This is a genomic window from Phenylobacterium sp. (assembly GCF_041919955.1).
Lineage (GTDB): Bacteria > Pseudomonadota > Alphaproteobacteria > Caulobacterales > Caulobacteraceae > Phenylobacterium.
On the sequence record NZ_JAYRSU010000006.1, the window covers coordinates 81293 to 97716 of the forward strand.

A 16424-nucleotide genomic window follows, 5' to 3' on the forward strand; every position below is an offset into this window, starting at 1 on the left:
GCTTGGCGCACCGGGCGCGCTATGCGGGACCTCCCGCCGACAGCCGACAGGACCCGCGACGTGATCATCGAACCCCGCATCCGCGGCTTCATCTGCACCACCGCCCATCCGGCCGGCTGCGCGGCCAACGTGCGCCAGCAGATCGACCTGGTGCGCTCGCGCGGCCCCATCGAGGGCGGCCCCAAGCGGGTGCTGGTGCTGGGCTGCTCGGCCGGCTACGGCCTGGCGTCGCGCATCGTGACCACCTTCGGATGCGGAGCCGACACGGTGGGCGTCTCCTTCGAAAAGGAGCCGACCGAGACCAAGACCGCCAGCGCCGGCTGGTACAACAACCGCGCCTTCGAAATCGAAGCCGCCGCCGCCGGCCGCAAGGCCGTGACCCTCGACGGCGACGCCTTCTCGGACGAGATGCGCGAAAAGGTGCTGGCCGCCGTCCGCGACGAGCTCGGCCAGATCGACATGTTGGTCTACAGCATGGCCGCCCCGGTCCGTACGGACCCGCGGACCGGCGAGACCTACCGCTCGGCGATCAAGCCGCTGGGCGAGCCGGTGCGGGTCAAGACGCTCAACACCGACAAGGCCGAGGTCTTCGAGACCGAGCTCGCGCCCGCCACGCCCGAGGAGACCGCCGCCACCGTCAAGGTCATGGGCGGCGAGGACTGGGAGCTGTGGGTCGAGGCCCTGGCGCAGGCTGGTCTGCTGGCCGACGGCTTCCGCACCCTGGACTACACCTATATCGGCTCGCAGCTCACCTGGCCGATCTACTGGCATGCGACCCTGGGCAAGGCCAAGGAGGACGTCGACCGTGCCGCCGCCGCCATCCGCGGCCGCCTGGGGCCGGACGCCGCCCGAGTGGTGTCGCTGAAGGCCGTGGTCACCCAGGCCAGCTCGGCGATCCCGGTGGTGCCGCTCTACGGCGTGGTTCTCTTCAAGGTCATGAAGGAGATGGGCCTGCACGAGGGGTGCATTGAACAGATCGACCGCCTGTTCCGCGAGGCGCTGCCCAAGGGCGCGCTGGACGAGACCGGCCGCATCCGCATGGACGACTGGGAGCTGTCGGAGAAGGTCCAGGCCGAGGTCGAACGCCGCTGGCCGCTGGTGGCGACCGAGACGCTCGGCGAGTTGGGCGATCTGGCCGGCTTCCGCGCCGACTTCCTGAAGATTTTCGGCTTCGGCGTTCCGGGCGTCGACTACGCCGCCGACCTCGACCCGCGGGTAGTGGTCTAGAAATTCACCACGCGCAGGGTGGCGGCGGCGGCCATGATCCGGTCGGTCTCCGCGCCCGCGCCGGCGGCCTGCTCGCGCATCAGGGCCTCGCAGTCGTCGGCCGGCATCGGCCGGGCGAACAGATAGCCCTGCATCCGGTCGCAGCCGGCGGCGCGCAGGAAAATCGCCTGGGCCTCGTCCTCGACGCCCTCGGCGACGATGCGCGCGTCCAGCGACTTGGCCGCGCTCAGCATCGCGCGCACCAGCTTGGAGGTGCGCGGGTCGCGGCCGACCCCGCCGATCAGCGACTGGTCCAGCTTCACCGTGTGGATCGGCAGCTGCAGCAGAGCGCGCAGGTTGGAATAGCCGGTGCCGAAGTCGTCCAGCGCCACGCGTATGCCGCGCGCGGCCAGCCGCTCGATGTGGCGGCGGGCCATCGAAAGGTCGTTGACCAGGAAGGTCTCGGTGATCTCGACGGTCAGGGCCGTGGCCGGCAGGTCGGTGTCGGCCAGCCGCGCGATCAGCTTGCGCGAGAAGGCAGGGTCCATCAGCTCGCGCTGCGAGACGTTGCACGAGATGGTGTCGATCAGCCCCTCGCGCACCCATGGCGCGGCGCGCTGGCAGGCGCTCTGGAAGATGATGCCGTCCAGCTCGCCGATCAGGCCAAGCTCCTCGGCCAGCGGCACGAACACGCCGGGCGGGATCATGCCGCGTTCGGTGTGGTTCCAGCGGGCCAGCACCTCGGCGGCGATGATCCGTCCGTCGGCGGCGTTCACCACCGGCTGGAACCAGGGCACGATGTCGCCGCTGGGGATCGCACGGCGCAGTTCGGCCTCCAGGCTGTGGCGCGCCTCGCTGGCCTGGCGCAGATCGTCGTCGAAGGCCGACCAGCGGCTGCCGCCGGCGGTCTTGGCTCGGTAGAGCGCCATGTCGGCGAAGCGCTGCAGGTCGGTCGCGTCCGTGGCGTCGTCGGGATAGACGGCCAGACCGACCGAAGCGCCGGGCGCGATCACACGCCCGTAGATGGTGTGGACCTGCGTGAGGGCCTGGGTCAGCGCCTCGGCGCGGCTGCGCGCGCCCTCGCGATCGGTGATGACGGCGAACTCGTCGCCGCCCAGGCGTGCGACCACCTCGCCGGGCCGGGCCTGCTGGCCCAGGCGTTTGCCGATCTCCATCAGCAACTGGTCGCCGGCATGGTGGCCCAGGCTGTCGTTCAGGTGCTTGAAGCGGTCCAGGTCGATGACGAACAGCGCCACGCCGCCTTCGCAGGCCTGGGCGGCCTCCAGGCGGTCGACCAGGGCCGAGGTGAAGGCTCCGCGGTTGAGCAGCCCGGTCAGGCTGTCGGTGCGCGCCAGGTGCATGGTCAGGGCCCGCTCGGCCTCGAGTTCGTCGACCCGGCCGGCGAGGGTCTCATAGACGCGGCGCAGCTCCTGCCCGGCCTGGAACAGCTCCAGCGCCTTCGACTCGAGCAGGGCTTCGGCCTCGCGACGGGCCCGGCGCTCGCGCTCGATCCGCCGCGCGGCGACGGCGGAGTCGATCATTTGCGGGGACTGTTCCAAGAGAGTCTCAGGCCGCCTTGCGCTCGATGGTGAAACGGACGAACTCGCCCTGTGCATCGCTCATTCGCGCGGACCTGACCGCGACCGGCTCGCGGTAATAGGCGGAGGTCGCTTCGATCAGCCCTTCGGCCAGGGCCTCCAGGCCACGTTCGGAGCGGTAGTCGAGCGCCAGGCGGTCAGCGTTGCGTTCGGCGATCCGCATCGAGGGGAGCTCGGCGTCGGGATAGAGCTTGCGGACCTCGACGTGGATGTGGTCGTCGATCGACCCCAGGAAGTCGAACAGCGAGCCGGCGGCGTCGAAATACCGGGCGTATCCGGTGGTGAAGGTGGCGCACAGCTTGTGGCCGAAGCCGCGCAGCAGCACGGCCGGCTCCGCGCCCGAATGCTTGACCAGGGACAGCAGCAGATCGCGCAGCTCAGAAAACGGATACGTCCCCACGGCGGTGTAGGCGCCGCCGGTCGAGAGTTCGCAGTCGTCGATGATCGTATCGACCATGTCGGGGCCCATCTGGTCCTCGACGAATTCCAGGAACTCCGTAAAGACGATGCCCTTCATTCCCACCCGGTCCGCGAACGTGTTCAGATAACCGCGTAATATGCGGAAATCACGGACCGACCGTTAACAGCGGCGAGAGGAGCTCGCAAAAACCACCGTCGTCAGGCCTTGGCGGGCTCCGGCTCGGGTTCCTCGATCTGGCCTTCCCACTTGGCGACCACGGCGCTGGCGACCGAGTTGCCGAGCACGTTGGTGGCGCTGCGGCCCATGTCCAGCAGGTGGTCCACGCCGAGGATCAGCAGCAGCCCGGCTTCGGGCAGGTCGAAATAGGTCAGGGTCGCGGCGATCACCACCAGCGAAGCGCGCGGCACGCCGGCCATGCCCTTGGAGGTGACCATGAGCAGCAGCAGCATGGTGATCTGCTGGCCGATCGTCAGGTCGATGCCGTAGGCCTGGGCGATGAACAGCACCGCGAAGGTGCAGTACATCATCGAGCCGTCGAGATTGAACGAGTAGCCCAGCGGCAGGACGAAGCTGGCGATCCGGCGCGACAGGCCGAACTTCTGCAGCTCCTCCAGCGTCCGCGGATAAGCCGCCTCCGACGAGGCGGTGGCGAAGGCCAGCAGGGCGGGGGAGCGGATGGCGCCCAGCAGCTGCAGGGCGCGCTTTCCCACGATCAGGATGAGGGCGATGCTGAGCAGCGCCCAGAGCACGCCCAGCGAGGCGTAGAAGCCCAGCACGAACTTGGCGTAGTCGACCAGCACGCCCAGGCCCTGGGTCGAGATGGTGGCCGCCAGGGCCGCGAAGATCGCCAGCGGGGCGGTCTTCATGACGTAGCCGGTGACCTTCAGCATGATGGTGGCGATCTGGTCGACGAGCGCGGTGACCGCCGGCGCCTTGTCGTCGATGGCCGAGACCGCGGTGCCGACGAAGATCGAGAACACCACGATCTGCAGGATCTCGTTGTTGGCCATGGCCTCGACGATGGACTTCGGCACCAGGTGGGTGACGAATTCCTTCAGGGTCAGTTTCGAGGCGTCGACGGTTCCGCTGTTCGCGGCCGCTTCGGCCACCAGGTTCATGCCCGCGCCCGGCTGGATCAGGTGAACCATCAGCAGGCCGATGGTCAGAGAGACGATCGAGGCCGAGATGAACCAGAACATGGTTTTCACCCCGACCCGGCCGATCGAGGCGGCGTCCTCCATGTGGGCGATGCCGGCCACCAGGGTCGAGAACACCAGCGGGGCGATGATCATCTTGATCAGCCGCAGGAAGACGTCGGTGATGATGGTCAGGTTGTCGGCGACGCCCTTGGCCTGTTCGGGCGACAGGCCCTGGTTCACGCCCCAGCCCACCAGCACGCCCAGCACCATCGCCCCCACGATGAAGGCGGTGAAAAGTCGGTTCATGCGCGGGTCCCCCGGGGTCTCTGTCGGCCCGCGAGGAAGCCGCCGGTCAGGGGCCGTCACACTCGCGCGCTATGGATCTCAGCCGACCTTGTGGCCGAGAAAAGGGCCGTTCGTCCATAGGGATACGATTTTCGAGGCAGAGGCATCTCGCAACCTGCACCAGAGCAGGCTAAACTGACCCATGTCCAAAGAAGAAAAAGCAACCGCCATCGTCGAGCGGCTTAATCAGGAATATCAGACGACAGTCCGGTCCCTGAGGACCTCCCTCCAGACATTCCTTTCGGGCGGACCGCCGCCGTCGCCCGCCGACCGGGCGAAGGGAATCTTCGCCTATCCGGAACTGCGGCTCTCATGGCCGCACGGCCGGGCCTATCCGCGCCTGTCGCGCGCCTATGCCCGCATTTCCCAGCCGGGCGACTACAGCGTCACCGTCACCCGGCCCGACCTCTATCGCGACTATCTGGTCGAGCAGATCGGCCTCTTGATGGCCGACTTCGACGTGACCGTCGAGGTGGGGCGCTCGACCCAGGAGATGCCGTTCCCCTACGTGCTGGACGGGGCGGTGGACCTGGCCATGGCCGATGTCGGCTCGGCCGAGATCGCACGTCACTTCCCGACCACCGAGCTCGCCCACATCGGCGATGAGATCGCCGACGGCTTCTGGGTTCCGGGCCTGGAGGAGACCCGGCCGCTGGCCCTGTTCGACGGCCTGCGGACCGACTTCTCGCTGGCGCGGTTGGCCCACTACACCGGCACGCCGGCCGAGCACACCCAGCAGTTCATCCTGTTCACGAACTACCATCGATACGTCGACGAGTTCGTCCGCTGGGGCTGCCAGCAGATCAAGGAGGGGCGCTACGAAGCCCTGTCGGCGGCTGGCCGGGTGCTGGTCACCGCCGACACCGAGAACGGCGAGCAGGCGGTGGCCGACGGTCCCTGGCGGCGCCACCAGATGCCGGCCTATCACCTGATGGCGCCGGGCCGGCGCGGGATCACCCTGGTCAACATCGGGGTCGGGCCGTCCAACGCCAAGACCATCACCGACCACCTGGCGGTGCTGCGGCCGCAGGCCTGGCTGATGATCGGCCACTGCGGCGGCCTGCGCGGGTCGCAGACCATCGGCGACTATGTCCTGGCCCACGCCTATCTGCGCGACGACCACGTGCTGGACGACGTGCTGCCGCCGGAAATCCCGATTCCGCCGATCGCCGAGATCCAGGTGGCCATGAACCGCGCGGCCGAGAACGTCACCGGGGAGAGCGGCGAGATGCTGAAGCGTCGGCTGCGCACCGGCACGGTGGTCACGACCGACGACCGGAACTGGGAACTGCGGTTCTCATCCAGCTCGCTTCGGTTCAATCAGTCGCGGGCCGTCGCCATCGACATGGAGAGCGCGACCATCGCCGCCCAGGGCTATCGCTTCCGGGTGCCGTATGGGACGCTGCTCTGCGTGTCGGACAAGCCGCTGCATGGCGAGATCAAGCTGCCGGGCCAGGCCAACGCCTTCTACGAACGCGCCATCGGCCAGCATCTGCAGATCGGTATCGCCACCATGGACCTGTTGCGCCAGGAGGGGCCGAAGCTGCACTCGCGCAAGCTGCGCAGCTTCGACGAACCCCCCTTCCGATAGGGGGGCCGCTTCCTCCCTTGCTGCGCAGGGGAGGAACGTCGCCGCCCTAGAACCGCGTCCGCAGGCCCAGCGCGAAATTGCGGCCGCGCAGCGGGGCGAGGTTGGTGATGAACGAGGCGTGGTTCAGCGCCTTCTCGTCCAGCAGGTTGGTCCCGCGCACGAACACCTGGCTGGCGAACCCGGCCAGCGCCAGATCGTAGGCCAGGGTCGCGTTGACCATGTCATAGCCGGGCGTGCGGGTCTCGAAGGCGGCGATCTTCTCCTGCTCGAAGACCCGCACATATTCGGCGCTGCCCGACCAGTCGCCGCGGGTGAAGTCGCCGCGCAAGCCCAGCCGCCCGGCCGGGATGCGCGGCAGGTCGCCGCCATTGTCGAACTTGGCGCGCACATAGTCGCCGAACACCGCCGCCGACAGGCCTGGCGTGAACTGGTGGCGCACCTCGCCCTCGACCCCGGTGAAGGTCGCGTCGCCCTGGCTGTAGCGGATCAGGCGGAAGTCCTCGAACTGGTCCATGGTGCGGGCGTAGATGTAGCCGTCATAGGCGTAGCGATAGGCGCTGGCGGTGAAGGTCGTTGCGCCGTCGGTCTTCTTCAGGGTCAGCTCCACCGACTTCGCGGTCTCCACGTCCAGCGCGGCGTCGCCGATCTCATAGGTGTTGGTCGCCAGGTGCACGCCGCGCGCATAGAGCTCCTGCGCGGCCGGCGCCCGCTGTGAGCGGGCGATCGCCAGCGAGACGAGATAGCCGGGCGCGAACCGCCAGCTTGCCGCCAGCGAGGCCGAGAACGGCTTGTGCTCGACGTCGGGCCGGCCCAGCGCTCGAGCGTCCTGCCATTCCTGGCGCAGGGCGCCCTCGAACCGCCAGTCGTCGGCCACGTACTCTTCCAGCAGGAAGATCGCGGTGTTGACGGTGCGGCTCTTCGGAATGAACGACTCCTCGCCCACCGCGGCGAAATCGCTGCGGGCGGTCTGCACGCCCACCACGCCGCGCAGGGCGCCGATCGGCGCGTGCTGGGCCTCGATGCGCACGTCGTAGCCCTTGTTAGTGAAGGTGGTGGCCACCGTCCCGTCGTCGATCTCGTCGTGGGCGTAGTCGGTGTAGCCGGCACGCAGGCGGATGCGTTCGATCCCGGCGACGGGGTCGCTCAACTCGCCGCGCAGGTCGAACCGCTTGCTGGTCAGGTCGACCACCGGAGCGCCCTCCTCGCCGTGTTCATGCTCATGACCGTGGCCGTCGTCGTGGCCATGGCCGCCGCAATGCAGGGTCGAGCCGTGCGGGTGGCAGTCCTCGTACTCGTGATTGTGACCGGGGAGGCCGTACTTGCTGCGCTGCTCGGTATAGGCCGCGCCGAGATAGCCGCGCGATCCGACCCAGGAGAGGCCGAGGGTGGCGGTCCGGCCCTGGCTGAACGAGCCGTCCAGCACCTTCTCGCTCCAGTCCGCAACCTCGTAGTCGTCGGCCTTGCGCCCGGCGAGCTCGATGCGCAGGGCCAGGTTCCCGGCTCCGCCGGTCGCGCCGATCACGCCGGCCCGTTCGTTGTCGGCCGAACCGAGGCGCACCTCGGCGACGCCCTCGAAGCCGTCGTCGGGCGGGCGGGTGGGGATCTTCTTGTCGATCAGGTTGACCGCTCCGCCGATGGCGCCGCCGCCATACAGCAGGGCGCTCGGCCCGCGCAGGATCTCGACCCCTTCCAGCAGCAACGGCTCGCCGGAGACGGCGTGGTCGGGCGACACCTCCGAGGCGTCCAGCAGCGCCGCCCCGTCGGTCAGCACCTTCACCCGCGGCGCGGTCTGGCCGCGGATCACCGGGCGGCTGGCCCCGCCGCCGAAGGTGTCGGAATTGACGCCCGGCAGGCCGGTCAGGGTCTCGCCGAGGGTGGACTGGCGGCGGTGGTCCAGCTCATCGCCGCGCACGACGGCGACGCTGGAGGCCACGTCGTCGCCGCGCCGGCCCAGCGGGTCGCCCGTGACGACCACCTCGCCGATCTCGAAACCGGGACCCGACTGGTCTGCGGCCGCCGCGCCGGGCAGGGCCGACAGGCCGGCGGCGGCGAGAAGGAGGGTTCTGAACTGCATGCGATGACACCCCGACTGATGGAAAGGGTGTCTGATATGTTATAATGTATCATTCATCAAGCGCGGTCTCTTGCAGGCTCGCAAGCAGGGCCTGAGCGGCGCGGCTCAGCCGCCGCTCGCGATGGCGCAGCAGGTGGAACGGACGCGTCGGCAGGTCCGGCCCGACCGCGTCCAGGGCGCCGCGTGCGATCAGCGGCCGCGCCGCCAGGTCCGAGACCGCCGCGATCAGCCCGCCGGCCGCGACCGCCGCCAGCAGCGCCTCGTTGGACGGCAGGACAAGGGCGCAGGGCAGGGCGTCGGGGTCCAGGCCCAGGCCGCGCAGGGCGTGCTCCAGCTCGGCGCGGGTGCCCGATCCCAGTTCGCGGCGCGCCCAGGCGTGGTCGGCGAGACCCTCGAGCCCACGCTCGCCGGCGCGGGCCAGCGGGTGGTCGGGCCGGGCCACGATCACCAGCCGGTCGGCGCCGATCTGCGTGCGCGCCAGCAGCGGCGAGTTGTCCAGCGCACCTTCGACGAAGCCCAGCTCGGCCCGGCCTTCCAGCACCGCTTCGGCGACCTGGGCGGTGTTGCCGGGGGCAAGTTCCAGGTCGAGCCCGGGATGGCGCTGCGAGAGGGCCGCAAGCCGCGGCGGCAGCCAGTAGGCGGCGATGGTCTGGCTGGCGGCGAGGTCGATCCGACCCCGCTTCAGACCCGCCAGATCATCCAGCAGACCCGCGGCGTCCTGGGCGCTGGCCAGCACCGCACGCGCCTGGGGCAGGAAGGCGCGCCCCTCCGCCGTCAGGGCCAGGCCCCGTCCGATCCGGTCGAACAGCCGCGTGCCGTGCCGGGCCTCCAGGCTCGCCACCGCCGCGCTGGCGGCCGACTGGGTGATGTGCAAGGCCTCGGCGGCGCGGGTCATGTGCAGGCGATCGGCCACCGCCACGAAGATGCGAAGCTGTTCCAGGGTCATGTCTAATGATCGAATTTTACGATCAAAGCGGCAATTATAATTCGTTGGAATGATTGGATGTGCGGCGCGAGAACATTCGCATGGTTGCTGTCCGCCGCATGTCCCGCCTGTTGCCCGGCCTCGTCCTCTGCGCCCTGATCGGCTTGGCCGCCGCCGGCCTTAACGGTCTGGAGACGCGCCTGTTCGGCCACGCGCCGCTGGAGGCCCTGGCGCTGGCGGTGCTGCTGGGCGTGCTGGTCCGCGCCCTATGGACTCCGGGCGAGGTCTGGGGCGAGGGGATCGCCTTCGGCTCCAAGGTCGTGCTGGAGATCGCCGTCGCCCTGCTGGGCGCAACGGTGAGCGTCGTGGCCCTGGCCCGGATGGGGCCGGGCCTCGTGGTCGGAATCGCCGCCGTCGTCGCCCTGTCGATCGCCGGCGGTTATGGCCTGGCGCGCGGCCTCGGCCTGCCCAAGGCTATGGCTGTTCTGGTCGCTTGCGGGAACTCGATCTGCGGCAACTCCGCCATCGCCGCGGTCGCTCCGGTGATCGGAGCGCGGTCGGAAGACGTCGCCGCCGCCATCGCCTTCACCGCGGTGCTGGGCGTGGGCGTCATGCTGGGCGTCGCGCCGCTGGCCGGCGCCATGGGGCTCTCGCCCGCCGCCTGCGGCGCCTTCGCCGGGTTGACGGTCTATGCGGTGCCGCAGGTCCTGGCCGCCGCCGCGCCAGCCGGCGTCCTGGCGGTCCAGACCGGAGCGCTGGTGAAGATGGTCCGGGTGCTGGCCCTGGGTCCGGTCTGCCTGCTGCTCGGCCTGGCCCGCGGCGGCGAGGAGGGCGGGCGCGGCCTCGATTGGCGCCGTCTCGCGCCCTGGTTCATCCTGGTCTTCCTGGTCCTGGCGGCCGGCCGCACCCTAGGCCTTGTGCCCGACCCGGCCGCGGCGCTCGCCGGCAAGGCCTCGGTCTGGCTGACGATCGCCTCCATGGCCGCCCTTGGCCTTGGGGCGGACGTGCGCGCCCTGGCCAGGGCTGGCCTGCGCGTCTGCCTCGCCGCCGCCCTGTCGCTCGGTCTCCTTGCGGCGCTGGCGATCGGCCTGCTGCGCCTGCTCGGCCTGGCGTAATCCGGCCGTCGCGACGACGCGAACCCTCGCATTCGTGCGGCGGGCTCGCTAAATCCGCGCCATGACGAATATCAATTTCGACGGCATCGAGAACTTCCGCGACTTCGGCGGCTATTCCACTGCGTCGGGCCGCAAACTGGCGGCCGGCCGCCTGTTCCGCTCGGCCAACCACGCCTACGCCACCGACGAGGATCTGGCCAAGCTGCGCGACCTGGGCGTCGCGGTCATCGTCGACCTGCGCCGCCGCCGTGAGCGCGAGCGCGAGCCCTCCCGTCGCTGGGACGGTTTCGCCGGCCAGGTGATCGAGAACGACATCGACGGCACCTATGCCGACTGGGCCGACGCCCTGACCAGCGGCGAGACCATCGACGCGGCGTGGTTCTATCGCGACAGCCTGACCTATTACGAGCGCGCGCCGCACGAGCCGCGCCACGTCGACCTGTTCCGCCGCTACTTCCAGACCCTGGCCGACGCCGATGGCGCCCTGGTCGTCCACTGCGCGGCCGGCAAGGACCGCACGGGCATGCTCTGCGCCCTGACCCACCACATCGCCGGCGTCCATCGCGACGACACCATGGCGGACTACCTCGCCACCAACGACGAGAGCCGGATGGCCAAGAAGATCGGTTTCCTCGGCCCCTGGATCGCCGACCTGACCGGCCAGGTGCTGGACGAAGCGACCTTGCGTCAGGCCGTCAGCGTCAACGAGGCCTTTCTCGCCAAGGCTTTCGAGGTGATGACCGCCCAGCACGGCTCGATCGACGCCTACCTGGCCGAAGTCCTCGGCGTCGATCCGCAGCTGCGCGCCCGGATCGAGCAGCGCATCCTGGGCTGACATCGCCGCCCCGATCCCCTAAGCGTCGCCCCAACCAGAATACGGACCATACGGGGACGACGAACATGCAGAGCTTCCAGCCGCCGCGGCGCATCCTGATGGGGCCCGGCCCCTCCGACGTCAGCCCCCGCGTACTGGCCGCTCTCGCCCGTCCGACCATCGGCCACCTGGACCCGCAGTTCCAGGAGCTGATGGAGGAGATCAAGGCTGCGCTCGCCCGCCTGTTCAATGCGCCGGACCACGCCTGCGTGCCGCTGCCCGCGCCCGGCACCGCGGGCATGGAAGCGGCGATCATGAACCTGCTGGAGCCGGGCGACCGCGCCGTCATCGCCATCAACGGCGCCTTCGGCGGCCGCATGGCCGACATGGCCGACCGCGCCGGCGCCGAGGTCGTGAAGGTCGAGTTCGACTGGGGCAAGCCGGTCGATCCGGCCGCGGTGGAAGAGGCCCTGAAGGCGGCGCCGACCAAGGTCTTCGCCTTCGTCCACGCCGAGACCTCGACCGGCGCGCGCAGCGATGCGGCCACCCTCTGCGGCCTGGCCCGCAAGTACGGCGCGCTCTCCATCGTCGACTGCGTGACCTCGCTGGGCGGCGTCACGGTCGATGTCGCCGCCTGGGACGCCGATGCGGTCTATTCCGGCACCCAGAAGTGCCTGTCGGCGCCTCCCGGCCTGTCGCCCATCGCCCTGTCGCGGCGCGCGCAGGACGCCATCAAGGCCCGCAAGACCAAGGTCCGCAACTGGCTGTGCGACTTCAATCTCCTGATGAGCTACTGGGGCGGCGATGGCGGCCGCACCTATCACCATACTGCGCCGATCAATGCGCTCTATGGCCTGCACGAGAGCCTGGTGGCGCTGTTCGAGGAAGGCCAACAGGCGGTGCTGGTGCGCCATGCCCGCACCCATGAAGCCCTGGCGGCCGGGATCGAGGCCCTGGGCCTGAAATTCCTGGTCGAGCCCAAGGACCGTCTGCCCCAGCTCAACGCCGTGATCGTGCCGGACGGCGTCGACGAGGCGGCCGTCCGCGCCTATGTGCTCGCCAAGTGGGACCTGGAGCTCGGCGCCGGTCTCGGCCCGCTAAAGGGCAAGGTCTGGCGCATCGGCCTGATGGGCGCCTCGGCCACCCCGTGGCACGTGCGCCTGTGCCTCAACGCGCTTTCCGAAGCCCTGGCCGCCCAGGGCTACAAGGCCGACGGCGCGGCCGCCCTGGCCGCCGCCGAAGCCAAGCTCGTCTAGGCCCTGGCCAGCGGCAACACCTCGACCACGTCTCCGGCGTTCAGCGCGGGGGCGTCGGCGGGCCGGCGCAGCAGCGCGTCGGCCCCGGCGAAGACCGTGACCAGCGAGGAGTCCTGGTCGCGATAGGGACGGACGCGCAGCTCGCCGGCCTGGACGGCCAGTTGCGCGCGCATCCAGTGCTCGCGCGGCCCGTTGGCCTTCATCGGCTCGGCCAGCTTGGCGCTCGCCATCGGCAGGTTTTCCGCCCCGCCCTGCATCTTCATGACGATGGGCCGCAGGAACAGTTCGGCGCAGACGAAAGCCGAGGCCGGATTGCCCGGCAGACCCAGCATCCGCCGCCCGTCGGCCAGCACCCCGAAGAAGGTCGGCTTGCCCGGCCGGACCTTGACGCTGGCGACCTTCATCGACAGGCCAAGCGCCTCGCCCGCCGCGCGCACCAGGTCGTGGTCGCCGACCGACGCGCCGCCGACCGTGACGATCAGGTCGGCGTCCGCGCCGCGCAGGGCCTCGATCACCGCGTCCAGTTCGTCGCGCACGGGCTTTAGCTTGGCGGCGACCCCGCCCCAGGCCTCGACCATCGCGGCCAGGGCCGGCGCGCCGGAATCGTAGATCTGGTAGGGGCCCGGCGCGACCGGCGCCTCGACGATCTCCTCGCCGGTCGAGACGATCGTCACCCGCGGGCGGGCGTACGCCGAAACGTCGGCCCGCCCCGCGGAGGCCGCCAGGGACAACCGCCAGGGATCGATGCGGGTTCCGGCCGTGAGCAGCGCGGCTCCGGCCGCGAAGTCGCCGCCGCGCGGCCGCACGCTGTCGCCGACGGCTGTGGCGGGAACCGTGACGCGGTCGCCGTCGCGGGTCGCATTTTCCTGGATCACGATGGTGTCGGCGCCGGCGGGGATGGCCGCCCCGGTGAAGATGCGCACCGCCTGACCGGGCGCGAGTTCGCCGTCATAACCGTGACCGGCGGCGCTTTCGCCGACGACGGCCAGGGTTCCGGGGGCGTCGGCGCTGCGCAGCGCCCAGCCGTCCATGGCCGAGGCGTCGAACGGCGGCTGGTCGCGCACGGCGGTCACGTCCTGGGCCAGCACCCGGCCGATGGCGGCCCTCAGCGAAATCGTCTCGGCCTGCAGCGGCGAGACCTCGGCCAGCATCCGCGCCCGCGCCTCGTCAACGCTCAGCAGCTTCAGGTCGCTCACCCGCGCACCCAGTCGCCGGACTTGCCGCCGCTCTTGGTCAGCAGGCGCACGGTCTCGATGGTCATGCCTTTGTCGGCCGCCTTCAGCATGTCGTAGATGGTCAGGCAGGCGACGGAGACGGCGGTCAGGGCCTCCATCTCCACACCCGTCTGGCCCGACGTCTTGACCCGGGCGGTGACGGAAAGACCGCCCTCGCCCGGCGTGACCCGCACCTCGACCTTGCTCAGCGCCAGCGGATGGCACAGCGGGATCAGGTCGCTGGTCTTCTTGGCGGCCATGATCCCGGCGATTTCGGCGGTGGCCCGCACGTCGCCCTTCTTGGCGTCGCCCGACAGCGCCAGGGCCAGGGTCGCCGCATCCATGCGCACGAAGCCCTCGGCGGTCGCCTCGCGGGCGGTGACGGCCTTATCCGACACGTCCACCATGTGGGCGCGGCCGGTCTCGTCGATGTGGGTCAGCTTGCTCAACGCAGGCCTACTTCTCAAGCAGCCTGGGCATGAGCTCGACCATGTTGCAGGGGCCATGGCGGCTGTCGAGCTGGGCGGAGATCACCTTGTCCCAGCCGTCCTTCACCGCCCCGTTCGAGCCAGGCAGGCAGAACACGAACACGCCATCGATGATGCCCGCGGTCGCCCGGCTCTGCAGGGTCGACAGGCCCACCGACTGGTAGCTGACCAGGTGGAAGATCACCGAGAAGCCATCGATCTTCTTGTCGAACAGCGGCTCGACCGCCTCGGGCGTCACGTCGCGGCCGGTGATGCCGGTGCCGCCGGTGGTGATGATCGCGTCGACGCTGCGCGAGGCCACCCAGGCTTTGATCTGCTCGCGGATCTGGACGACGTCGTCCTTGACGATGCCCTTGTCGGCCAGTTCGTGACCGGCCGCGACGATGCGTTCGGCCAGGACGTGGCCGGAGGTGTCGCTCTCGTCGTCGCGGGTGTCGGAGACGGTCAGCACCGCGATGCGCACCGGCTTGATCGCCTGGCTCTCGTCGATACGGCCGCCGGGGGTGAAGGCGTTCATGGCTTGGTGCTCTCCCATCGGGCGATGTCGGCGTGGTCCTGGTCGCGCGGCTCGATCCAGCGCGCGCCGTCCGGACCGGTCTCCTTCTTCCAGAAGGGGGCTCGGCTCTTCAAGTAGTCCATCAGGAAATCGCAGGCCTCGAACGCCGCCCGCCGGTGCGGGGCGGCGGTGGCGACGAAGACGATCGCCTCGCCAGGCGCGATCTTGCCCACGCGGTGGACAATCTGGACGTCGTCGAGGGAGAAGCGCGCCGCGGCCTCGTCGGCGATCTTGCCGATCGCGGCCTCGGTGAAGCCCGGATAGGCCTCCAGCTCCAGGATCTTCGTCGCCCCGCGCTCGGCGCGGGCCAAGCCCGTGAAGGTGGCGACGGCGCCGGTCTCGCTGCGGCCTCGGGCGAAGGCGCTCAGCAGCTCGCCCGGGTCGAACGGCTGGTCGGTCAGGGCGATCATCCGCCGCTCATCGGCGGCAGGAAGGCGACCTCCGAGCGGGCCGACAGGGCCGCATCGCCGCGCAGGATCGCCTGGTCCAGCGCCACCTGCACGCCGGGGCCGGCCAGGGCGTGCGCCAGGGCCTCGTCCTCGCCCGACAGCAGCGCGCGCAAGGCCGCCACCGACGCGGCCTCGAGCTCCCGCTCGCGCCAGCCGGCGATGTCGGCGAGCCGACCGAAGAGCAGGACGCGCGCCACGGCTTCAGCCTCCGGTCGTCGACATGTGGCGGGCCACGGCGGGTGCGGCGGCGCGCTCGATCTTGAAGTCGTGGCCCTGCGGCTTGGCGTCGACCGCCAGGCGGATCGCGTCGATCAGCCCGGCGTCGCTGGCCCCGCCGCGGATCACCGCGCGCAGGTCGCTGGCGTCCTCGCGGCCCAGGCAGGTGTGCAGCGTGCCGGTGCAGGTCAGCCGTACGCGGTTGCAGCTCTCGCAGAAATTATGGCTGAGCGGGGTGATGAACCCCAGCCGCCCGCCGGTCTCCTCGACCTTCACGTAACGCGCGGGGCCGCCGGTGCGGTGGGCGATCTCGTTGAGCGTCCAGAAGCTTTCCAGCCTGGCGCGGACGTCCTTCAGCGACAGGAACTGGTCGGTGCGGTCGACCTCGATCTCGCCCAGCGGCATGGCCTCGATCAGGGTCATGTCGCAGCCACGCGCATGGGCCCAGGCGATCAGGTCGGGCAGCTCGGCGGCGTTGTCGTCCTTCAGGGCCACGGCGTTGATCTTGACCGCCAGCCCGGCGGCCAGGGCCGCGTCGATCCCGGCGATCACCTTGGGCAGTTGGCCGCCGCGGGTCAGGGCGCGGAACTTGGCCGGATCGAGGGTGTCCATCGAGACGTTGATCCGCCGCACGCCGTGCCGCGCCAGGCCCTCGGCGAACTCCTCCAGCCGCGTGCCGTTGGTGGTCAGGGTCAGCTCGTCCAGGGCGCCCGATTTCAGGTGCCGCGAGAGACTGCCGATCAGGTCCATCAGGCCCTTGCGCACCAGCGGCTCGCCGCCGGTCAGCCGCAGCTTGCGCGTGCCCAGCGCCACAAAGGCCGAGGCGATGCGATCCAGTTCCTCGAGCGTCAGCACCTCGGCCTTCGGCAGGAAGGTCATGTGCTCGGCCATGCAGTAGACGCAACGCAGGTCGCATCGGTCGGTGACCGAGACGCGCAGATAGCTGACCGTGCGGCCGAACCCGTCGACCAGCGGTCTGGCCTCTTGCGGCGATGCGGCGTCATAGGGCGTCATGGT

16 protein-coding genes are annotated in these 16424 nt (G+C 70.1%); 5 read left to right on the forward strand and 11 right to left on the reverse strand.

The genetic code is table 11. From position 1 onward, the window contains the following. Nucleotides 1–60: 60 nt before the first annotated feature. Nucleotides 61–1227, forward strand: a complete 1167-nt coding sequence (gene fabV, locus ACE3T2_RS07275) for an enoyl-ACP reductase FabV (protein ID WP_374656218.1) — start codon at nt 61–63, stop codon at nt 1225–1227. Here the strand turns inward: fabV and ACE3T2_RS07280 are convergent. From ACE3T2_RS07280 to ACE3T2_RS07290, 3 genes are all read right to left on the reverse strand, one after another. After that, complete coding sequence (locus ACE3T2_RS07280) at nt 1224–2747, reverse strand: putative bifunctional diguanylate cyclase/phosphodiesterase (protein ID WP_374656220.1); 1524 nt, start codon at nt 2745–2747, stop codon at nt 1224–1226. The genes fabV and ACE3T2_RS07280 overlap by 4 nt on opposite strands. A 25-nt stretch (nt 2748–2772) precedes the next feature. Beyond that, nucleotides 2773–3321, reverse strand: coding sequence for a heme NO-binding domain-containing protein (locus ACE3T2_RS07285; RefSeq protein ID WP_374656222.1), 549 nt, complete (start codon nt 3319–3321; stop codon nt 2773–2775). A gap of 101 nt (nt 3322–3422) precedes the next feature. Beyond that, the gene (locus ACE3T2_RS07290; protein ID WP_374656224.1) at nt 3423–4670 is read right to left on the reverse strand and encodes a dicarboxylate/amino acid:cation symporter; all 1248 of its coding nucleotides are present in this window, start codon (nt 4668–4670) and stop codon (nt 3423–3425) included. Between the two features lie 181 nt (nt 4671–4851). Here ACE3T2_RS07290 and ACE3T2_RS07295 point away from each other — a divergent pair, with 181 nt between their 5' ends. Further along, nucleotides 4852–6300, forward strand: coding sequence for an AMP nucleosidase (locus ACE3T2_RS07295; RefSeq protein WP_374656226.1), 1449 nt, complete (start codon nt 4852–4854; stop codon nt 6298–6300). 46 nt (nt 6301–6346) lie between these two features. Here the strand turns inward: ACE3T2_RS07295 and ACE3T2_RS07300 are convergent, their stop codons facing one another. Together ACE3T2_RS07300 and ACE3T2_RS07305 are read right to left on the reverse strand one after the other, a co-directional pair. Beyond that, entirely contained in the window at nt 6347–8374 is a 2028-nt protein-coding gene (locus ACE3T2_RS07300; RefSeq protein WP_374656228.1) for a TonB-dependent receptor domain-containing protein, read from the reverse strand. A 49-nt stretch (nt 8375–8423) separates the two neighbouring features. Beyond that, nucleotides 8424–9320, reverse strand: coding sequence for a LysR substrate-binding domain-containing protein (locus ACE3T2_RS07305; protein WP_374656230.1), 897 nt, complete (start codon nt 9318–9320; stop codon nt 8424–8426). An 80-nt stretch (nt 9321–9400) separates the two neighbouring features. On the opposite strand from ACE3T2_RS07305, the gene ACE3T2_RS07310 reads away from it, so the two are divergent. The 3 genes from ACE3T2_RS07310 to ACE3T2_RS07320 all read left to right on the forward strand — a co-directional run bounded on the left by ACE3T2_RS07310 (nt 9401) and on the right by ACE3T2_RS07320 (nt 12484). Continuing rightward, nucleotides 9401–10414, forward strand: coding sequence for a YeiH family protein (locus ACE3T2_RS07310; RefSeq protein ID WP_374656232.1), 1014 nt, complete (start codon nt 9401–9403; stop codon nt 10412–10414). Nucleotides 10415–10475: 61 nt separating this feature from the next. Further along, nucleotides 10476–11249, forward strand: coding sequence for a tyrosine-protein phosphatase (locus ACE3T2_RS07315; RefSeq protein ID WP_374656234.1), 774 nt, complete (start codon nt 10476–10478; stop codon nt 11247–11249). Nucleotides 11250–11314: 65 nt separating this feature from the next. After that, complete coding sequence (locus tag ACE3T2_RS07320) at nt 11315–12484, forward strand: alanine--glyoxylate aminotransferase family protein (protein WP_374656235.1); 1170 nt, start codon at nt 11315–11317, stop codon at nt 12482–12484. Here the strand turns inward: ACE3T2_RS07320 and glp are convergent. The 6 genes from glp to moaA are packed head-to-tail and all read right to left on the reverse strand — an operon-like array spanning nt 12481 to nt 16421. Continuing rightward, nucleotides 12481–13680, reverse strand: a complete 1200-nt coding sequence (gene glp / locus ACE3T2_RS07325; protein WP_374656237.1) for a gephyrin-like molybdotransferase Glp — start codon at nt 13678–13680, stop codon at nt 12481–12483. The two genes, ACE3T2_RS07320 and glp, sit on opposite strands and share 4 nt — an antisense overlap. Further along, a complete protein-coding gene (moaC, locus tag ACE3T2_RS07330; protein ID WP_374656239.1) occupies nt 13677–14147 on the reverse strand; it encodes a cyclic pyranopterin monophosphate synthase MoaC in 471 nt (156 codons plus the stop codon). The genes glp and moaC overlap by 4 nt, the downstream gene beginning before the upstream one ends. Nucleotides 14148–14154: 7 nt before the next feature. Further along, nucleotides 14155–14703 (reverse strand): molybdenum cofactor biosynthesis protein B, encoded by a 549-nt coding sequence (moaB, locus tag ACE3T2_RS07335; RefSeq protein ID WP_374656241.1) that lies wholly within the window; start codon nt 14701–14703, stop codon nt 14155–14157. After that, entirely contained in the window at nt 14700–15152 is a 453-nt protein-coding gene (locus ACE3T2_RS07340; protein ID WP_374656243.1) for a molybdenum cofactor biosynthesis protein MoaE, read from the reverse strand. The genes moaB and ACE3T2_RS07340 overlap by 4 nt, the downstream gene beginning before the upstream one ends. Then, nucleotides 15149–15388: a MoaD/ThiS family protein gene (locus ACE3T2_RS07345; RefSeq protein WP_374656245.1), complete on the reverse strand. Its 240-nt coding sequence runs from the start codon at nt 15386–15388 to the stop codon at nt 15149–15151. The genes ACE3T2_RS07340 and ACE3T2_RS07345 overlap by 4 nt, the downstream gene beginning before the upstream one ends. A 4-nt stretch (nt 15389–15392) precedes the next feature. Beyond that, entirely contained in the window at nt 15393–16421 is a 1029-nt protein-coding gene (moaA, locus tag ACE3T2_RS07350) for a GTP 3',8-cyclase MoaA (protein ID WP_374656247.1), read from the reverse strand. Nucleotides 16422–16424: the final 3 nt, after the last annotated feature.

What these genes read in the sequence shown, in the direction of transcription:
- ACE3T2_RS07340 (WP_374656243.1), bottom strand. Translation starts at nt 15,152, where the DNA reads ATGATCGCCCTGACCGACCAGCCGTTCGACCCGGGCGAGCTGCTGAGC.
- ACE3T2_RS07310 (WP_374656232.1), top strand. Translation starts at nt 9,401, where the DNA reads ATGGTTGCTGTCCGCCGCATGTCCCGCCTGTTGCCCGGCCTCGTCCTC.
- ACE3T2_RS07315 (WP_374656234.1), top strand. Translation starts at nt 10,476, where the DNA reads ATGACGAATATCAATTTCGACGGCATCGAGAACTTCCGCGACTTCGGC.
- ACE3T2_RS07300 (WP_374656228.1), bottom strand. Translation starts at nt 8,374, where the DNA reads ATGCAGTTCAGAACCCTCCTTCTCGCCGCCGCCGGCCTGTCGGCCCTG.
- ACE3T2_RS07295 (WP_374656226.1), top strand. Translation starts at nt 4,852, where the DNA reads ATGTCCAAAGAAGAAAAAGCAACCGCCATCGTCGAGCGGCTTAATCAG.
- ACE3T2_RS07320 (WP_374656235.1), top strand. Translation starts at nt 11,315, where the DNA reads ATGCAGAGCTTCCAGCCGCCGCGGCGCATCCTGATGGGGCCCGGCCCC.
- moaB (WP_374656241.1), bottom strand. Translation starts at nt 14,703, where the DNA reads ATGAACGCCTTCACCCCCGGCGGCCGTATCGACGAGAGCCAGGCGATC.
- ACE3T2_RS07290 (WP_374656224.1), bottom strand. Translation starts at nt 4,670, where the DNA reads ATGAACCGACTTTTCACCGCCTTCATCGTGGGGGCGATGGTGCTGGGC.
- ACE3T2_RS07280 (WP_374656220.1), bottom strand. Translation starts at nt 2,747, where the DNA reads ATGATCGACTCCGCCGTCGCCGCGCGGCGGATCGAGCGCGAGCGCCGG.
- ACE3T2_RS07285 (WP_374656222.1), bottom strand. Translation starts at nt 3,321, where the DNA reads ATGAAGGGCATCGTCTTTACGGAGTTCCTGGAATTCGTCGAGGACCAG.
- moaA (WP_374656247.1), bottom strand. Translation starts at nt 16,421, where the DNA reads ATGACGCCCTATGACGCCGCATCGCCGCAAGAGGCCAGACCGCTGGTC.
- ACE3T2_RS07305 (WP_374656230.1), bottom strand. Translation starts at nt 9,320, where the DNA reads ATGACCCTGGAACAGCTTCGCATCTTCGTGGCGGTGGCCGATCGCCTG.